Source organism: Microcoleus sp. LEGE 07076 (genome assembly GCF_015207455.1).
Classification (GTDB): Bacteria; Cyanobacteriota; Cyanobacteriia; order Cyanobacteriales; family Microcoleaceae; genus Microcoleus.
The window spans coordinates 1-17,631 of the sequence record NZ_JADEWV010000131.1 but is presented as its reverse complement, the minus strand read 5'-3'; the positions used below and the strand labels follow the sequence as shown (position 1 = coordinate 17,631).

19 protein-coding genes and 1 pseudogene are annotated in these 17,631 nt (G+C 44.5%); 6 read left to right on the top strand and 14 right to left on the bottom strand.

From position 1 onward, the window contains the following. Positions 1-172: 172 nt before the first annotated feature. Positions 173-1,588: an OST-HTH/LOTUS domain-containing protein gene (locus IQ270_RS20070; RefSeq protein ID WP_193974942.1), complete on the bottom strand. Its 1,416-nt coding sequence runs from the start codon at positions 1,586-1,588 to the stop codon at positions 173-175. A gap of 42 nt (positions 1,589-1,630) precedes the next feature. After that, a complete protein-coding gene (locus IQ270_RS20065; RefSeq protein ID WP_193974940.1) occupies positions 1,631-2,902 on the bottom strand; it encodes an APC family permease in 1,272 nt (423 codons plus the stop codon). A gap of 349 nt (positions 2,903-3,251) precedes the next feature. Here IQ270_RS20065 and IQ270_RS31260 point away from each other — a divergent pair, with 349 nt between their 5' ends. After that, positions 3,252-3,434, top strand: a complete 183-nt coding sequence (locus tag IQ270_RS31260) for a hypothetical protein (protein WP_228056539.1) — start codon at positions 3,252-3,254, stop codon at positions 3,432-3,434. 27 nt (positions 3,435-3,461) lie between these two features. Next, complete coding sequence (locus tag IQ270_RS20060) at positions 3,462-3,998, top strand: hypothetical protein (protein WP_228056538.1); 537 nt, start codon at positions 3,462-3,464, stop codon at positions 3,996-3,998. 321 nt (positions 3,999-4,319) lie between these two features. Here the strand turns inward: IQ270_RS20060 and pstB are convergent, their stop codons facing one another. From pstB to IQ270_RS20035, 5 genes are all read right to left on the bottom strand, one after another. Next, on the bottom strand, positions 4,320-5,171 hold the full coding sequence (gene pstB, locus IQ270_RS20055; protein ID WP_228056537.1) for a phosphate ABC transporter ATP-binding protein PstB: 852 nt from the start codon (positions 5,169-5,171) through the stop codon (positions 4,320-4,322). Between the two features lie 165 nt (positions 5,172-5,336). Beyond that, on the bottom strand, positions 5,337-6,317 hold the full coding sequence (gene pstA / locus IQ270_RS20050; protein WP_193974938.1) for a phosphate ABC transporter permease PstA: 981 nt from the start codon (positions 6,315-6,317) through the stop codon (positions 5,337-5,339). 54 nt (positions 6,318-6,371) lie between these two features. Continuing rightward, positions 6,372-7,373: a phosphate ABC transporter permease subunit PstC gene (gene pstC, locus IQ270_RS20045; RefSeq protein ID WP_193974937.1), complete on the bottom strand. Its 1,002-nt coding sequence runs from the start codon at positions 7,371-7,373 to the stop codon at positions 6,372-6,374. 245 nt (positions 7,374-7,618) lie between these two features. Then, the gene (pstS, locus tag IQ270_RS20040) at positions 7,619-8,647 is read right to left on the bottom strand and encodes a phosphate ABC transporter substrate-binding protein PstS (protein ID WP_193974935.1); all 1,029 of its coding nucleotides are present in this window, start codon (positions 8,645-8,647) and stop codon (positions 7,619-7,621) included. Between the two features lie 191 nt (positions 8,648-8,838). Beyond that, positions 8,839-10,245, bottom strand: a complete 1,407-nt coding sequence (locus tag IQ270_RS20035; RefSeq protein ID WP_193974933.1) for an NYN domain-containing protein — start codon at positions 10,243-10,245, stop codon at positions 8,839-8,841. Positions 10,246-10,325: 80 nt separating this feature from the next. Between IQ270_RS20035 and IQ270_RS20030 the strand changes: the two genes are divergently transcribed. Continuing rightward, positions 10,326-11,834: a UbiD family decarboxylase gene (locus IQ270_RS20030; protein WP_193974931.1), complete on the top strand. Its 1,509-nt coding sequence runs from the start codon at positions 10,326-10,328 to the stop codon at positions 11,832-11,834. Between the two features lie 110 nt (positions 11,835-11,944). On the opposite strand, the gene IQ270_RS20025 is transcribed toward IQ270_RS20030, so the two are convergent. The 5 genes from IQ270_RS20025 to IQ270_RS20005 form a co-directional block, all read right to left on the bottom strand. Beyond that, positions 11,945-12,826, bottom strand: coding sequence for a DUF4435 domain-containing protein (locus IQ270_RS20025; protein WP_193974929.1), 882 nt, complete (start codon positions 12,824-12,826; stop codon positions 11,945-11,947). Between the two features lie 2 nt (positions 12,827-12,828). Then, positions 12,829-13,890 (bottom strand): AAA family ATPase, encoded by a 1,062-nt coding sequence (locus tag IQ270_RS20020; protein ID WP_193974927.1) that lies wholly within the window; start codon positions 13,888-13,890, stop codon positions 12,829-12,831. An 80-nt stretch (positions 13,891-13,970) separates the two neighbouring features. Beyond that, complete coding sequence (locus IQ270_RS20015) at positions 13,971-14,192, bottom strand: helix-turn-helix transcriptional regulator (RefSeq protein ID WP_193974925.1); 222 nt, start codon at positions 14,190-14,192, stop codon at positions 13,971-13,973. 20 nt (positions 14,193-14,212) lie between these two features. Further along, positions 14,213-14,425 (bottom strand): helix-turn-helix domain-containing protein, encoded by a 213-nt coding sequence (locus IQ270_RS20010; protein ID WP_193974924.1) that lies wholly within the window; start codon positions 14,423-14,425, stop codon positions 14,213-14,215. Between the two features lie 20 nt (positions 14,426-14,445). Continuing rightward, complete coding sequence (locus IQ270_RS20005) at positions 14,446-14,658, bottom strand: helix-turn-helix transcriptional regulator (protein ID WP_193974922.1); 213 nt, start codon at positions 14,656-14,658, stop codon at positions 14,446-14,448. Positions 14,659-14,785: 127 nt separating this feature from the next. Here IQ270_RS20005 and IQ270_RS20000 point away from each other — a divergent pair, with 127 nt between their 5' ends. Both IQ270_RS20000 and IQ270_RS19995 read left to right on the top strand, forming a co-directional pair. Then, the gene (locus IQ270_RS20000; RefSeq protein WP_193974920.1) at positions 14,786-15,028 is read left to right on the top strand and encodes a hypothetical protein; all 243 of its coding nucleotides are present in this window, start codon (positions 14,786-14,788) and stop codon (positions 15,026-15,028) included. A 157-nt stretch (positions 15,029-15,185) separates the two neighbouring features. Continuing rightward, on the top strand, positions 15,186-15,974 hold the full coding sequence (locus IQ270_RS19995) for a DUF4058 family protein (RefSeq protein ID WP_193974943.1): 789 nt from the start codon (positions 15,186-15,188) through the stop codon (positions 15,972-15,974). Between the two features lie 75 nt (positions 15,975-16,049). On the opposite strand, the gene IQ270_RS19990 is transcribed toward IQ270_RS19995, so the two are convergent. Beyond that, positions 16,050-16,721, bottom strand: coding sequence for an energy-coupling factor ABC transporter ATP-binding protein (locus IQ270_RS19990; RefSeq protein ID WP_228056536.1), 672 nt, complete (start codon positions 16,719-16,721; stop codon positions 16,050-16,052). Between the two features lie 23 nt (positions 16,722-16,744). After that, positions 16,745-17,017: a hypothetical protein gene (locus tag IQ270_RS19985; protein ID WP_193974916.1), complete on the bottom strand. Its 273-nt coding sequence runs from the start codon at positions 17,015-17,017 to the stop codon at positions 16,745-16,747. 487 nt (positions 17,018-17,504) lie between these two features. On the opposite strand from IQ270_RS19985, the pseudogene IQ270_RS19980 reads away from it, so the two are divergent. Next, positions 17,505-17,631 (top strand): annotated as a pseudogene (locus tag IQ270_RS19980) (photosystem II D2 protein (photosystem q(a) protein)); the annotation flags it as partial.

Sequence of the window (17,631 nt, the reverse complement as noted above, 5' to 3'; positions counted from 1 at the left end):
GGATTGGGAATTGGGAATTGGGGATTGGGAATTGGGAATTGGGAATTGGAAATTGGGGAACAAATAACCAATAACCAATAACCAATAACCAATAACCAATAACCAATAACCAATAACCAATAACCAATAACCAATAACCAATAACCAATAACCAATAACCAATAACCAATAATTATTTTAGAGAAACTTGCCAGCCTTTTTCTGTTTTTTTGAGCTGGAGAGAAGCGCAGGATTGCAAGAATTTAGGAAATTTTCTACCGATGTTAAATTCTTTAATTATTTGGGTAATTTGTTTGCCGTACTGTCTGTGAAATTCGCTGCCTAGATTGGAGAGAAATACAGAATTATCAGGAGAGTTGCCGGTTAAGTCGCTAACTATTTTGACGAGAGCTGTTTCCAAGTCTTCGAGAGAATTAATGTCTGTCAATTTTGCAGGTGCTGCTGCTTGGGTGTTATTTGAATTTTCTTTGTTATTAAGTATTGGCGGCTGGGGGGGCAATTTAACTTCAAAAATGGTGACATAAGTTTGAAATTTTTCTGAGGGTTTGTGGAGAACAAACTCGGTCGGATATTTGAGGAATATCTCTCTGGTTTTATTGCCTAGCAAATGTTTTTCTGCCAATTGATTCAGGGCTAAACCGTAATTTTCTTTAAATAAAGCTGAGACTGTAGAAATTTTTATCCACTGAGATGAGGTGCGCTGTTGCTCTTTTTTGATTAATTCTTTGAGCTGAATAACTAATTGTTCTAGGGGTGTGATTTCCGGTAAGGTTACGAGGGAATGGGTTTCTATTTGCCCGGTTTTGCTGTTTAAAACTATGATTTTATCTATTTGCTTGCGGACTTGAAATACGGTTAATCCGTGGGCTTGAAGTGTATTGCTGAGGTGGGTGAGGGCGCGATCGGACGAACAGACAAAAATCTCTTTTGCTGTGGGATAATGTACGAAAATCGATGCGCCGACTGTAGCCATTTTTAAGTCGGCGCTGTCTTTGCCGGGGGGGACGTGAATCAGTTGATAGCCGCGCTGGTGAAATTCGGCATCTTTTTTGCCCATGCTGCGCCAGTTGGCAAAGGCAACTTTGATTTGGATGGGATAGTGGCAAATTCCCTCTAGGAATTTTTCGGTTTCGATGGTGAGTTGTAAGTTTTCGACATCTAGCAACAAGATGGCGATGCCGACTGGAAGCGAATTTGTTTGATTGGCGGTGGGAGTTGGAGGTTTTGGGGAAATTGAGTTTTGTGATGGGGCTGGTGCTGTTTGGGGTGTGGCTAGCTGCTGAATTTTGGCAAATAATTTGCTGAATTGAGGTGAATTAATGAATTGTGGAATCAGCAGAATTTGGAGATAGTTTTTGGCTGTCTGTAGCAGGGAATTTGTATCGCTGGCTACTTTGAAAGTTTTGGTCAATTTTGCCATCAAAATTAACTGAAATTCAGGTTTTGCCCAGGGGGTTTTCCTGTATTTTTCAGCTATCCATTCGGGATGTTGTTCGTGAATGGAAGTTAGTGTTTGAGCGATATAGCGACTGATGGCGCTGACTGCGACGGATTCTTGAGTCGCTGGTAAGGGAGTTCGATCGGGCATGGCCCTCTACAATGCGGGATGGTGTCTCAATCTATCATAATGTTAGTTTCTTGCCGGCTGCCGGACGATCGCCCGCAAAATTAAACCGACAGCAATTAACGCCAATCCTGTCAGCCAAATTTGCCTCTCTACCCAAAAAGCCAGAAACAGACACGCAGCCAATCCCACCCAAGCCAGCCACTTGGGGTAAAGTCTTTGGGCGGGGGGAAGCCGCAGCGCGGCGAGGTTGGTGATGGCATAATATATCAGAACGTTAAAGGCGCTGAAAGACCAAGTGATTTTAACATTGCCGACGAGGATTAAAAGTGCGATCGTAATTTCCACAACCACCACAGCTACATAAGGCGTTGTCTGCGAAGGATTCAGCTGCGTTAAGACTCTGGGCATATCCAGACGCCGCCCCATCGCCAGCCAGACGCGCGACAAGCCTAAAATTAGGTTCAACAAGACTCCCAGCATGGCAGTAATTGCGCCGACAGCTAGCAGTTGAGAAACTCCGGGAGTGGGGAAACTGCGGGCGAGGACTTCCAAGGGTGCAGCCGTGTCGCCTGTTTGTAGGGACAATTTATCTGCTCCCCCCGCGCCTGCGACAACTATTGCTACCGCCATGTAAAGCAGCATTGTCAGCACCAAAGTAAAAATTATGGCTTTGGGAATGGTTTTACTCGGTTCCCGCACTTCTTCGCTCATTGTGGCGATGCGGCCGTAACCGGTGTAGGCGACAAACATTAGGGCGGTGGCGTGGAGGATGGAGCCGATCGAACTATCATTTTGTACAGTAGCTATTTCCCATCTGATTTCTGGTAAACCAGCAGCGATAAAGACAGTCAGAGATAAGAGTGTAACTGAGACTGTGACAGTATTGGCGATGTTCGATCGCCTGATGCCGGTCAAGACGATTAAAGTTAGGGCGGCCAGGGCAACCAAAGCTGTTAGGATGAGATAAGTGCGATCGGCTACACCAACTGCACTTAAAAAATATCCCGCAAAACCCAAAGCAGCAGTAGCAGCCGAAGCCGTTTTAGCTAACACAAACATCCACCCTGCAGTAAAACCCAGCCAAGGATTGAGATATTTGTAACCATATTCATAAGTACCGCCACTAACAGGGTGACTCGCCGCCAATTGAGCGCTGTTAAGACCATTGCACACACCAACTAAAGCAGCAACAGCCACAGCCCAAATCACTCCCGCCCCCGCAATTTCCGTCGCTATCCCGATACTCACAAATACTCCCGTGCCCACAATCGAGCCGAGGCCCATGAGAGTTGCACCGAAAACACCTAATTCTGGCTTTAACAGAGAGGGAGACATAATTACACTAAGGTAAGTTTAATACAAATATGTAGCTGGGGACACCATCATGTTTATTGTTCAGCACTTTCCTGCGGAGTTCGGAAACCCGGTTTCTTTTTGGATAGCTTGTTGCCAAACTTAATGGTTATCTGTAAGCCTTGCGAACAATTTGGCTGGCTGGAAAACTTTTCATTATCCTGATTGGTGGTATAAAAAAACTCAATGGTTCCACATTGTAATCCGGATTTCACTTAGATATTATGTAGGAAACCACCGTCGATCGCTCCTGGTGAACAAGATTATTTTGTAGTTACCGTTTAGGATATATAAGATGTTGGAGATATAACGGTTACAAGTATCATAATTTATGAAACTAACGGAATTTTTTGAACGGACTTACGTGGTGAATTTGCCAGAGCGCCAGGATCGCCGCCGTGACATTACCAAGGAACTTGCCAATGCGGGGATTTCCTTGGCACCGAATAGTGTTGAGATTTTCCCGGCGATTCGTCCAGAGACGGCGGGTGAATTCCCTAGTATCGGAGTGTGAGGCTGCTTCCAGGGCCACTTGAGCATTTTGAAACACGCCAGACAGCAAAACTTGTCAAACGTTTTGGTGATGGAAGATGATTTAGTAATTTCTAAAACCCTAATCGCTCAGCAATCGGCGTTAATCGAACAACTGCAAGGGCAGGATTGGGGGATGGTGTACTTTGGGTATTATTTGACGGATCGTAATTTACCAAAAGTAGATACGAAGGGGCCGTCGGCTGAAGCAGCAGTGCTGTTAAAACCATACACTCTGGGGATTCAAAACGCCCATTTCTATGGTGTAAACGGACAAATTCTCGATCGGCTAATAGCTTTTCTAGAACAAGTGCAACAGCGTCCCAGCGGACATCCCGATGGCGGGCCCATGCACGTAGACGGCGCCTATTCGACCTTCCGTGCCCAAAACCCAGATATCACAACCCTGATTGCAGAACCAAATTTAGGCTGGCAACGCAGTTCTCGCAGCGATATTCATGCGAGTGCCTGGTATGACTACGTACCCTTAGTCCGCGATGTGGCAAATGCCGCGCGTGGCGCTAAGCTTTGGTTGTCGAACAAGTAAAAACGGGTTTGAAAATGTAATTAAATTGCTCGACCAAGCTGACCATTGGTTAGTGTTGTGTTTGAGTCGTGAGGAGAAGTGATAGCTTCAATAACATCAATTGTAGCTATTTACAGCTAGTTGAATAGATCCGCACAAGTACCGAGAAACCTGTTGTTTTTCGGGAGTTCTTGAAGAATAGGGGTATACTGCATCTCGCTTTTGCAAAAAGTATTTTTTCTTTTAGTGTGAGTTCGCAAGTGCTTGCTAGATTATAAAAGCAAGCAAAAAATTGCGAACTCGCACTATAAAATACAAAACTGAGATGCTGCAATTTAAGTATTAACCGAAGCGACCTTGAATGTAATCCCTCGTACTCGGATCGCTTGCAGAAGTAAAAAGTCGGCTTGTAGGTCCAAATTCCACCATGCGCCCGATGCGGCTTTCATCAGTATTAAAGAAAGCCGTATAATCAGAAACCCGAGCCGCCTGCTGCATATTGTGCGTTACAATCACCACAGTTAACTGCTGCCGCAGAGTCTGAAATAACTCCTCAATCTTCATAGTAGAAATCGGATCCAGAGCAGAACAAGGCTCATCCATCAGCAAAATTTTTGGCTTCACAGCCAAAGCACGAGCAATACAAAGTCGCTGCTGCTGTCCCCCCGAAATTCCCTGCGCCGACTTCTTCAAATTGTCTTTCACCTCATCCCAAAGCGCCGCACTTTTCAGGGCAAATTCCACAATTTCATCTAACTCAGCTTTGCTTTTGCGACCAAAGATTCGCACTCCGTAAGCAATATTATCGTAAATGCTCAGCGGAAAAGGATTTGGTCTTTGAAACACCATGCCAATTTGGCGGCGCAAACTATTAATATTTACCTTCGGATGGTAAATATCCTGTCCAAAAAACTCAACCCTTCCTTGGATTTGAATTTTTCCCTCCAATTCGCCAATGCGGTTGAGAGCTTTAAGAAACGTTGATTTCCCGCAACCTGAAGGGCCGATAATCGCCGTAACTTGCGGGTGAGGGATATTCATCGATATATTTTCTAGAACTTTATGAGTTCCGTAGTAAAAACTCAAGTCCTGAACCCGCAGGGCTGGTATAGCATTGGGGTCGATTTCCGGAGTCTCATCTTCCAGAAATTTGTCGCTATATTTTTCAGGTTTTAAGTTAGTTTTGGGTTTCATTATTTGCAGTTTTTTTAGTGTGGGTTGGAGATTTTTAGATGCAGAAATTTACCCGATGGTCTGATTTAGTTTGTCTTGATAGCTATGCACTGATTTCCGAAGTCACAAATATACAGATAGTTGTTTTCTTCCTTCTTCCTTCTTCCTTCTTCATTCCCACGCAATTTACCTATCTTGCAAGCGCTTGCTAGTGACGGCGCGGGAGGCTAAGCTAGTAACCAAAACCATACCCAAAAGGACAGAGGCAGCAGTCCACGCCAATTCGTTCTGCTCTTTGTAAGGAGAGCTGGCATAACTGTATATTAATACTGACATAGAAGGAGTTGGAGTCAGCAGTGTCTCGGGAATTTCTTTGATTTTTGAGAGAGTCTCGGCGCCAACAGGAGACTGAACTATCTCGCCCAACTTCTCAACTAGAGGAGGCCAAAATTGGCTCGACAAAGCAGTCACAATTAGGGGTGCAGTTTCGCCGGCGGCGCGGGAAGCTGCTAGTAAAACGCCTGTGGTAATAGTCGGGAGTGCTGAGGGAATAATAATCCGAAAAATAGTTTGAAAGCGGCCGCCTCCCAAACCAGCAGAAGCGAGACGGTAAGAAGCAGGCACTAATTTTAATGCTTGTTCTGTTGTTAATGCGACAACTGGAAGCATGATAATACCGAGGGCGAAACCGCCTGCAAATCCTGAGAATGCTTTAGTTGTAATGACAATTAAAGCGTAAGCAAATACGCCGACAACTATTGAGGGAACGCTGCTGAGAATGACGGTAATAAAGCGAATGGTATTGGCAACCTCCTTGTTTTCTCTACCAAATTCTGACATAAATATTCCCGTCATCACGCCGATAGGCACGCTAATTAAGGTTGCAATTCCTACCATTAAAACTGTGCCGAGAATCGCATTAGCAAAGCCGTTGGGCTGGTCTTCAACTCCGACGGGCGCGGGGAGAGACACTAGCACTTCCCAGCTCAAATGTGTAATTCCTTCTCCTAAAATTTTGTACAAAATAGCGAACAAAGGCAGCAGGGCAAGAGCTGTGAGTGCGAAGGAAATAACTGTCATTCCCCGGCTGAAAAAATTTCTGCTCAGCGACAGGGAGTTATATATTTCTGCATCCAGAATACTGTTTGAATTTTGTGCTTGTGTCATGCTATTTTACATTTTAGATTGGGTATTTTAGATTGTGGCTGCCGATCGTTCCGCTTAATTTTTAGCTTGCTTAACGCTGATTAGCTGAACTAGCAAGACTGCGACTGCGTTCACGAGTAGGGTGATGACAAATAAAATTAGGGCTAAATACATTAAAGCGCCGATGTGCAGTTCTTCTTGAGCTTCTCGAAATTGACTTGCCAAAACTGCGGGAATTGAGTAGCCGGGAGCTAAGATGGATTTGTTGATTTGAATTGAGTTGCCAATTACCATTGTCACGGCCATTGTTTCGCCCAAAGCGCGTCCCAAGGCTAAGATAGTCGCGCCGATAATTCCTGAACTTGCTGCTGGTAATAACAGCTTAAATATGGTTTCCCAGCGGGTGGCACCGAGGGACATGGAAGCACTCCGCAAATCTATTGGAACTGATAGCAGTACATCGCGGCTGATAGCGGCGACTGTGGGCAAAATCATAATTGATAAAAGTATGCCAGCGGGCAGCATTCCCGGTCCGAAGGGTTCGCTGCTGAACAGGGGAAACCAACTAAAATTTTTGAACAGGGACTGCTGTAAAGGCAGCAGAAAGGGAATTAAAACAAAGATTCCCCAAAGTCCAACGATGACGCTGGGAATGGCTGAGATTAATTCAACCATGAATCCCAAGGGCGATCGCACCCAAATTGGCAAAAAGTTCTCGCTAGTAACGATAGCTACAGAAAGTCCTAAAGGAATTGCAATAATAATGGCGATCGCGGAACTGATTGCAGTACCGTAAATAAACGGCAAAGCACCGAACTGTAACTCTCCGATATCCCATTTGGGATTCCACAAAAACTCAAGTCCAAATTTGCTAATAGCGGGCCAAGCATCCTTAAAAATTATCCAGCTCATCCAGAACAGCGTGCCCGCCGTCACTAAAGCAAAAGCCCATACAAATATTGTAAATCCCGACTCCAGCCACAAACCTTCACCATTAGTATCAGTCAAATCTACGTGGGTGTTGATTGCTGCCGGCTTCCGAGTCAATTTTTTTGGTTTCTTTGAAGAATTGGTCATACCGAGTTATGGCGTAAACAGGGAAATATTGAATTGAGAAATTCAGGCTTTACGCACTCCGACAAAGAAACCGGGTTTTTTACGTAATCTGCTGACTACAGCGCGTCTTTTCGTAAAAAAACCCGGTTTCTGACCCCCGTGCGTAAGTTTCATAAATAAGGTGTACAATTCGCACCAAAGCTCTGTAATTTATGAGTTTTGCTCCCTACATTGAACTCAAAACTCATAAGTTGGAACAGTGAGAATTAACCTCTAGCAACCACACTCTGATTCACTGTTTGAATCACTTTTTGAGCTGTCCCTTGCGGAATTGAGGTATACTCTAACTGTTTGTTGATACCTTGGCCTGTAGTCATCACCCAATTAACCATCTTTTTAATAGCATCTGCTTTGGCTGCAGGATACTGTTTGTAGATTAACAGCCAAGTCAAACCAACAATCGGATATCCATCGTTGGGATTCCCTTCCACCAAGCGGAAATCTGCCGGGAAGGCTTCTCCTGAGAAAGCTTTTTCAGCTTCTGCCAAATTGGCATCTACAAAGCGACCTTTTTTATTTTGAATAAATGCCGTTTGGAGCTTGTTTTGGCGAGCATAAGTATCTTGAACGTAGCCAATTGCACCCGCTGTTTGTTTAACCAAACCAGCTACACCTGGGTTTCCTTGACCGCTGAGAGGGCCTCCGGGCCAACTCGGTTGAGCGGCACCTTTGATGCTACTGCCGATCGCCTGCAAGTGGTTGCTAAAAATAAAGCTTGTACCGCTGCTGTCTGCCCGTACAACTACTCGAATTGCAGTGTTTGGCAAATTTTTAGCTTGTCCAGAAATTCCTGCTATTTGCGGGTCATTCCAGCGGGTGATTTTGCCTTCAAAAATACCTTTCATCGCATTGGCACTAAGCCTGACATTGTTGACACCGGGCAAGTTGTAGACAACTGCAACTGCGCCGCCGGCTGTCGGCACTGCCATGACCCCGCGCTTTACCTGAGCGATTTGTGCAGAACTCATTAGGGCATCGCTGCCTGCAAAATCAACAGTACCTGAAATTAATGCTTTGATGCCAGCACCGCTGCCAGTTCCTTCGTAGTTTACAGTAATGCCCGTGGCACTTCTCATTTGTGAAAAATATCGATCGTACAGCGGCTTAGGGAAAGTTGCCCCCGAACCATTTAATGTTACCGCAGCTACGGCAGAACTAATCAAAGAGAGTGAAAATGCTGCTACCGCTAGCGTAACTATGAAGCCGCGTCGCCAGCTTTTAGTGAAGAAAACCATAACTCCTTGTCCTCAATTGATTAATAGCAGTCTTTGCAAATCTCTTCCATAGGATAGACTGAATTCCCCAACTAAAAACACGGGAAGTAATAAGCTTGTTTTAAATTTTGGTTAACAGCAGATTAAGTTTTTAATTATTAAAATTTGGAGTCAAAAAATTAAATCCATTTTAAGTTTTGGTTAATCTTAGATTAAGATAACTGGGAAGTGGCGATCGCCACTTGATATTCTTTACCACTTTTCTTAACTTTAAATGTTTGACACGACTGCAAAAAATCCAGAAAGTTGCCACCTAAATGCAGCGATTTCAGTTTTTTAGTAATTGGTTGACCGTATTGCTTGTGAAATTCAGATGCTACCTGGGTAACAGAAATGTAACCACCTGAATGTTGAGCAGTTAATCCTCTGACAATTTTTACTACAGACGCTTCCAGTGCGGGAGAAGAATGAGTTGTTGATGCTGCAGAGTTGCGGGCGATCGCCACTTGATGTTCGCTGCCGTTCAATGTCATTTGAAACACCGAAGGGCGCGACTGCAAAAATTTTATTAAACTGGAATTAGCCAAAAACTTTTTGACCATCGTATCGGCATGATGCTGATATGTATTAAAAAATGTTTTCTTGATTTTTACCACAGAAATAGCAGATTCTTGCGATTGAACTATTTCCGCCTCAATTATTATTAAAAGTATCTTTTCTAAAGCGTCTAACGAATTAATAGCAACTGCTTGAGCCGGTACTGTTTCGGGATTTTTATGGTATTCAATATTTTGAGGGGAGGTCAGAGGAGTTGCGAATTCTTTGAGTGCCAAGGAAATTTCGTTTTCTGCTGAATGCAACAGTGCTGCACTGTCAGTTGTAGAATTGAAATCGAGTGCGTGGCGCTCTTGAAAAATTTTAACAAGAGTAGAAAGCCGAGCTATCCGCTCGTCGATAGATTGGTACTCTGCCTTTAACAACTCTGCAACTTGATTTGCCAATTCTTCAAAAGTAGGGATTTCCGTTTCTCGATCGCAGGAATAGTAATTAGTATCGCCATTATGACGATTTTCTACAGACAACACAGCTTTTTTACGGAACACCCTAAACACTGTCAATCCTTGATTTTGTAGTTGATTGCAAAGGTGATTTAACAAACCGTCCGAAGAACAAACAAAAACTTCTCGCACATCCCGATATCGATATAAAATAGCAGCACCAAAGGCAATCATCTTACCGTCAGCGCTGTTAGCGCCACCCGGAACGTGAATTAGTTCGTAACCGCGATCGTACAGTTCGGCATCCAGCTTACTCGTACTCGAACTTTTCCAGTTAGCAAAAGCAATTTTTACTTGCAGGGAATAGTCGCACAAACTGGCTAAAAACTTTTCTGCATTAATGTCAAGTTTCAAATTTTCTGCATCTAAGAGCAAAATCGCTATCCCCCGATCGAACTCTGCGCTAGTTTTAGGGGCGATCGTACTTTCCCCGCAATCGCTGCTTAAGGGCGATCGAGACCGAAAACCTTGTTGGTGCCAAGCTTGGGAGGGATCGACCCCCCAGGCGCGGGAACGGCGGCGGTGGCGAAATCGATCGGGCGAACGTCGGGGATTTTTCATTAACTTACGATCGTAGCTTAACTTTATGATTGCCGATGGGCTAATAATAAAATAAATACACTTAACAATTCTTAAAAAAAATGGCTAGAGATTTGCGAGGATTCCTCAAACTACTCGAAGAACGGGGACAACTGCGCCGGATTAGCGCTTTAGTCGATTCCGACCTCGAAATTGCCGAAATTTCCAACCAAATGCTACAAAAAGGCGGCCCTGGCTTGCTGTTTGAAAACGTCAAAGGGGCCGAATTCCCTGTAGCCATCAACCTCTTGGGTACGGAAGAACGAGTTTGCTGGGCGATGAACATGGAAAAGCCGATCGAACTAGAAGAGCTCGGCAAAAAATTAGGAATGCTACAACAGCCAAAACCGCCCAAAAAGATATCCCAAGCCATAGAATTTGGCAAAGTCCTGTTCGACGTAGTGAAAGCCAAACCGGGGCGCGACTTTTTCCCAGCTTGTCAGCAAGTGGTATTTGAAGGAGAAGGCGTGGATTTGAACAAAATCCCGATGATTCGCCCCTATCCGGGAGACGCGGGCAAAATTATCACCCTCGGTTTGGTAATTACCAAAGATTGCGAAACCGGCACGCCGAATGTGGGGGTTTATCGCTTACAGTTGCAGTCAAAAAATACCATGACTGTTCACTGGTTATCGGTGCGGGGAGGGGCGCGGCACTTGCGGAAAGCGGCCCAGGCTGGTAAAAAGCTAGAAGTGGCGATCGCCCTAGGAGTCGATCCTTTAATCATCCTCGCAGCAGCAACCCCCATTCCTGTAGACTTATCCGAATGGTTATTTGCCGGACTTTATGGCGGTTCCGGCGTGCAATTGGCGAAGTGCAAAACAGTAGATTTGGAAGTACCCGCGGACTCGGAAATCGTGTTAGAAGGAACGATTACACCGGGAGAAGTTTTGCCCGACGGGCCTTTTGGGGATCACATGGGTTATTACGGCGGCGTGGAAGATTCGCCGCTGGTTCGGTTCCACTGCATGACGCACCGCAAAGACCCGATTTATCTAACGACATTTAGCGGGCGGCCGCCGAAGGAAGAAGCGATGATGGCGATCGCCCTTAACCGCATTTATACCCCTATTTTGCGGCAGCAAGTATCGGAAATTGTCGATTTCTTCTTACCGATGGAAGCGCTGAGTTATAAAGCGGCAATTATCTCGATTGATAAAGCATATCCCGGTCAAGCGCGCCGGGCTGCTTTAGCATTTTGGAGTGCATTGCCGCAGTTTACTTACACTAAGTTTGTGATTGTTGTGGATAAAAGTATCAACATTCGCGACCCGCGTCAAGTAGTGTGGGCAATTAGTTCTAAAGTCGATCCAGTTCGGGATGTATTTATTCTGCCGAATACGCCTTTTGATACGTTAGATTTTGCGAGTGAAAAGATTGGTTTGGGAGGCAGAATGGGGATTGATGCTACTACGAAGATGCCGCCGGAAACCGATCATGAATGGGGGGAAGTTTTGGAGTCAGATCCGGATGTGGCGGCGATGGTAGAAAGGCGTTGGGCTGAGTACGGTTTGGCCGATTTGAATTTGGGAGAAGTCGATCCGAATTTGTTTGGATATGAGATGAGGTAAGGGAGGAGAAAAGGGCGCTCGAAGGTAATTTTAGATTTCCAATTTTAGATTTGAAAATCGCCAGTCTCAAATTGGAAATCTAAAGTTGTAAGTGACTATACTTAATTAAACTATAGCTCCTCGATTTTTGTTTTTAGTTCTATAAGGTCGTCATGCTGATTAATGTCTAGGTAAGGAATTGCCCAATCAAAAAATGAACTTAGAGAAATAAATGTAGAATCTTGTCTCTGCATTTCCTTGTGAATATCCTTGCCATTAAACCAAATTAAGTATTGCTTCTGTGTCCAAAATTCTTCTCGTGCAAATAGTTGTTCATAGACAACAAGGTTATCTTCCAATTGTTCTGGTCTAACTAATTCAACAGCCTGTCTAAATTGATTGACTAATTCTAACGCTTTAATTTTGCAGTCTTGCAAAATTAATGATTCAGGTAGTTTACCTTTATTCGTCCATGTAGTTTTGAGTTGTTCCCGTGCTACACTCAGGTTCACCAAGTCACCCAAAGCCCATCTTACAGCTTGGTAAGCTTGCAAGTTTCTGGCGCTAGTTTCAATCAGTTTTGAAATCCGAGCGACTCCTGGTGAATTTTTATGCCCCCAGGTAGAAGTTGGATTGTCCTGCTTTTCATTGTACTTTTCTTCCCAATAATTGTGAATTAAATTAGCATCTAAGAGATAATTTTCAACACAAGTTCGATAACTTAAAAAAATAGATTTATTGCCAGATTTATTTGCTCTTTGGAGTAGCTGGCAGTTATCAGTTGGCTTAACATCGAAATCCCGATCTAGGAAAACAATGTATTTCGGGTCTAATGCTTGACTCGCTGAAAAGTATCCTTCGGCAAATTTTGAAAATGTAAACTTACTCCCAACAGTAACAATTGTGCAGGTATTAGCTGTTATCCTATCAACTAATGTATTAAGTAATTTATAGTCTAAACTGGTGGGCGCTCCTTCACAAAAAAGTATTTTTCCACTACTAACAACACTCATAGTTACTCCTCTAAACGAACAATGTATGCTTCAGGTACTAGCTGCTCTATATAATCAGAGTGAGTTGTAATAATGAATTGATTATTTTTGCCTAACTTGGGCAAAGCTCTCAATAATGCTTGTTGCAGTGGTGGATGTAAGTGCAGCTCAATTTCATCAATCAAGATCACAGAATTATGAATATTCCAATTAGCAAAGTCCATCATCATCGGAAATATAGCACGTTCGCCCCCAGACATCTCAGAAATCTCATATTGGTTTCTGCCATCATATAGATAAAACCAGGGTTCGCTCAGAATGTCATCAATCCCTTCTCGTGGAACAGGTCCATCAAAGCTACGTTCGGGGAAAACAACTTTATAAGCTTGCTCAATTTCAGCATATATGTCCTTTTGTCCGGGTCGGAATTGCTTAATTCTTCCCCTTTCAACATCCTGATGAAATTGTCGCCACTTTGAAAAGCGATCTCGTAGATTATCTTCTGTAATTTCAATTTTTTCATCCTGGTTTTCAGTAGTTAGGCTGGTAGAAGTTCTCTGCTCTGTGTACCAAAGAATTGTCCCAACTTGTTTAAACACCTGAAAGCCTTCAGCTCTAAGGAGTTGCTTAGCATATTCCCGTCCTTTGAATTGAAACAATTCACTTGAAGTGTTTGCCTGAACGCGCTCACCTTGCCATTTAAGGGACACAATATGTTTATCAGCAGGAGGAACTGGTAAATTGCGACCGATATTTTGCAATTTTTGGTGGAACTCCCGAACCGCGTGGATCTCTGGAGACGAAAATTGCATTTTTAGAGTAACGTCTGGTTCAAACTTTCCCCAGTTACTCCCTAGCAATTCATAATTAAATCCCGGCCATTCCAATTCAGAAAGCTTCTGCAATCGACCTGTTGCCTCTCCCAATGTTGCTGCTATTGCCTGTAAAATACTTGTTTTGCCAGTCCCATTCATCCCTATTAAAACTATAAGGTCTCGTGCCATTCCAGTTTCTGGATCGGTGAAATCTAATTCTCGCTCTCTGAATTTCTTAAAATACTTTAACTTGATAGATTGAACTTTCATAATTTGAATTTAACAAAGGTAAAGTCTGCTTGTCAAAAACGTACTCTCAGCCTAATTCGTCCAATTGCATTCTTAGGAAATCAGCCTATTCTTCCAAAATTTCCACTAACTAAATCTTCGATCGCAATATCAAACACACGAGCCATCTTATTCAAAGCTGTATAGTCTACAGTTGCCAGTTTGGGAGAATGGGCATAACTTCTAACCGTACTGTAAGGAATGCCCGATCGCTCAGAAACTTCTTTTAACGTCCAACCCTTCTCTTGGGCTAGTTCTGGCACCCGCAACCGAATTAATCCCATATTCCCACTGACAAATCAGTTTACCGTTCCAAAACCTCAACCAAATCTTCGATCATCAAATCGAAGACTTCAGCAAGTTTCTGCAAAGCCGTGTAGTCCACCGTTGCCAGTTTGGGAGCTTGCGCGTAATTTTTGACCGTACTGTACGGAATACCCGTTCTGTCAGAGACTTCTTTCAGCGTCCAACCCTTTTCCTCAGCTAGTTCTCGAACCCGCAACCGAATTAGCCCCATCTTCCCGCTGATAAATCAGTTTACTGTTCCAGAATTTCCACTAAATCCTCGATCGCAATATCGAACGCACGGGCCATCTTGTCCAAAGCTGTGTAGTCAACAGTTGCCATACCTTGAGAGTTCGCATAGGTAATAATCGTGGTATATGGAATACCTGTTCTTTTGGAGACTTCTGTCAGATTCCAACCCTTCTCTTGAGCAAATTCTCGAACTCGCAGCCTAATTCGTCCCATTCCCTCTTGACAACACTCGAGTATTCGTGTTGAATATAAACTATAAACAAGCGATCGCCCTTGATTTCTGAGGTCGCAGAGCGATCGCCTTTCATTCACCACCCACAAAAGTGGGAAGGATTTTCCTATGATACCAAAACAAGTCACTTATCGCGATCGACTTCAACCTTGGTGCATAATTCGCCACCTCCCCAACTGTCAGCGGTTAACAGTCGCCCGTTTCAGCCGCCGCCCCGATGCCGAATCTTACCTAAATGCACTGCGCCGCTTAATGCCCGCAGTCCCGCATACAATTGTTTTCGTAAATGCGGTGTGTGTGTTGGATGAAAACAGCGTTCCAATTCCGATGCAATTGGCGATCGAAGTTTAAGCGTTGAAAAGTGTGAACAACAGGTAAGATGCCGGTTCCACAAACATTAAAATATGTTGTGGGGTGGGCATCTTGCCCGCCCAAGAAACAGGCAAGATGCCTGTTCCAGAAATATTCAACTAAACTAGAAATAGATTTGAGTCAAGGAGTCACATCAATGCCATCTCCCTTCCCCGGTATGGACCCGTATTTAGAGCATCCTGAACTCTGGCCTGCCCTACATCACTTGTTAATTAGTGAAATTTTTAGATTTTTGTCTCCCCAACTGCGTCCTAAGTATTTAGTCTCATTGGAAGTGAGAATCTATGAAACCGCTGATGATGATTTATCAATTGGCATTCCTGACGTAAACGTAATTCAGCCAAGAACTACAACCGAATTAATCACATCAAACGTAGCCGTTGCAGCGCCACCAACACAACCCTTGACAGTAAATATTCCCATGCCCTACCAGGTTCGGGAAGGCTATTTAGAAATTAGAGAAAGAGGAAACCAAGAACTAATCACCCTGATTGAAATCCTCTCGCCTAGCAATAAGCGCACAGGAAAAGGGCGGCAAATGTACGAAGAAAAGCGAGAAGAAATTTTATCCAGTCGCACTCATTTAATTGAAATAGATTTATTGCGGCGCGGTCAAAGAATGCCAGTTATTGGCAATGACATTGAAAGCCACTATAGCGTTTTGGTGTGTCGGGGAAATCGCCGTCCCAGAGCAGATTTGTACGCTTTTAACGTGCAGAACCCGCTGCCTGCTTTTCCTTTACCACTGCGATCGGGCGATACTGAACCTGTCATAAACTTGCAGGAATTATTCACTCAAATTTACGACATAGCAAGTTATGACCTGAAGATAGATTATCGCAACTGGGAATTCATACCAGCGCTGTCAGAGGCCGATACAATTTGGGCAAATGCTTGGTTGCGCGATCGAGGATTGCGAGATTGATTTGGCCTGCAGCCATTCTCTTAGTCTGCGGAGGCAGACTTCGTTTTTGTAGAAGCGATTTCAATCGCCGAATGACTAAACATCCTGACTTTGCATCAACCGCTGCTTCAAACGCGCCGGATCTCCCCGATCGACAACTTGGCCCTTCTCCAACAAAAAAGCTCCATCACAATAATTCAACTCATCCAAACGGTGAGTCACCCACAAAGCCGTAATTCCCCGATTTTTCACCAGCCGCTGCACCGCCGCCACCAAATCCAACTGAGAATCAGGATCTAACAAAGCCGTCGGTTCATCTAATAATAGAATTTCGCAGTGACGGGCGATCGCCCCAGCCAGCGCAATCCGCTGTTTCTGGCCCCCACTCAAAGCATAAATCGGCCGCCGCTGCAACTCCAGCAAATTCACAGCCTCCAAAGCCTCAGCCACCCGAGCCCGCACCTGAAGATTAGAAAGCTTTTCCTCCACCAAACCAAAAGCCACATCCGCGCCCACCGTCGGCATCACCAATTGGTGATCCGGGTTTTGGAACACAAAACCAATCCGCCCAGCCAGGTCAATTTTACCCGATTGGGGGTGCAGCAGCCCAGCCATCAGCCTCAGCAGCGTAGATTTGCCACTACCGTTAGTGCCCAAAAGCATCCAAAACTCACCCTTGGGTACATCCAGAGAGCAACCTTGCAAAACTCGATCGCCCGACGGCCAGCAAAAACCCAAATCCCGCACAGCAACCGCTGACTCATTCATACCGGCACCAACACCCCCAGCCCTCATTCTGCAGCCGACATCGAGACAAAACCAGGGGATCTGCCCGTAGATGACGCCCCGGATTTCTGAGAAACCACCACCCCAGAAATCTCGCTGCTGACGACAGCCACCTTTTTCTCAGGATTTTTCTCGCAGGTGAGTTCCAAAATTTGCGGTTGGGAGTTGCCAATCGCATCCAGAACCTGCTGGTAAACAGTCGCAGCGTCCTCCTCCAATTTCCGCTGCACCGACAAGGAGACGGGCGTATTCTTCACAATGATGTCAATGCTGAACATATAGTATTAAAAACCTAAGTTTGGAACTCTCTCCTCAGTATATATATAGGACAGTCCCGGACGCATCAAGACTCAAAAAACCCGTTTTTTTACCGTTGCGGCGGGCTGTAACGAAGTATTTTTGTGAAAAAATCCGGTTTCTGTAGGAGTTCTGCCCCGTGCGTGCCCGGATTCCGGACTGAGCATCTGTGCGATCGAAAGCCCTCGCGCGATCGCTAAAATAAAAAAATGCTTTTTGCCAAGCCCCAGATGCTCCCATTCCGGGTTTAGTCGAGAACTTCCCCACTTCAGGGACAAGTAAATATCCGGAACTTATTTAAGAAACACTTGCTTTTGTAAAGAATTACCTCTATAATTGTGAATACGGTAAAGAAAAGTAAACTCTGTTCATAATCCCACTCGTTTTCTGCTAAGCAGAGGCAAAGGTAGGAGATTAATGACTAGAGAAAAACCCGCTGTAATTATATCCATTTGGAGATTTGCGTAAATGACAATCGCAGTCGGACGCGCCCAGACCGAAAGAGGCATCTTTGATGTACTCGACGACTGGCTCAAGCGCGATCGCTTCGTCTTCGTAGGCTGGTCTGGCATCCTGCTATTCCCCTGCGCCTACA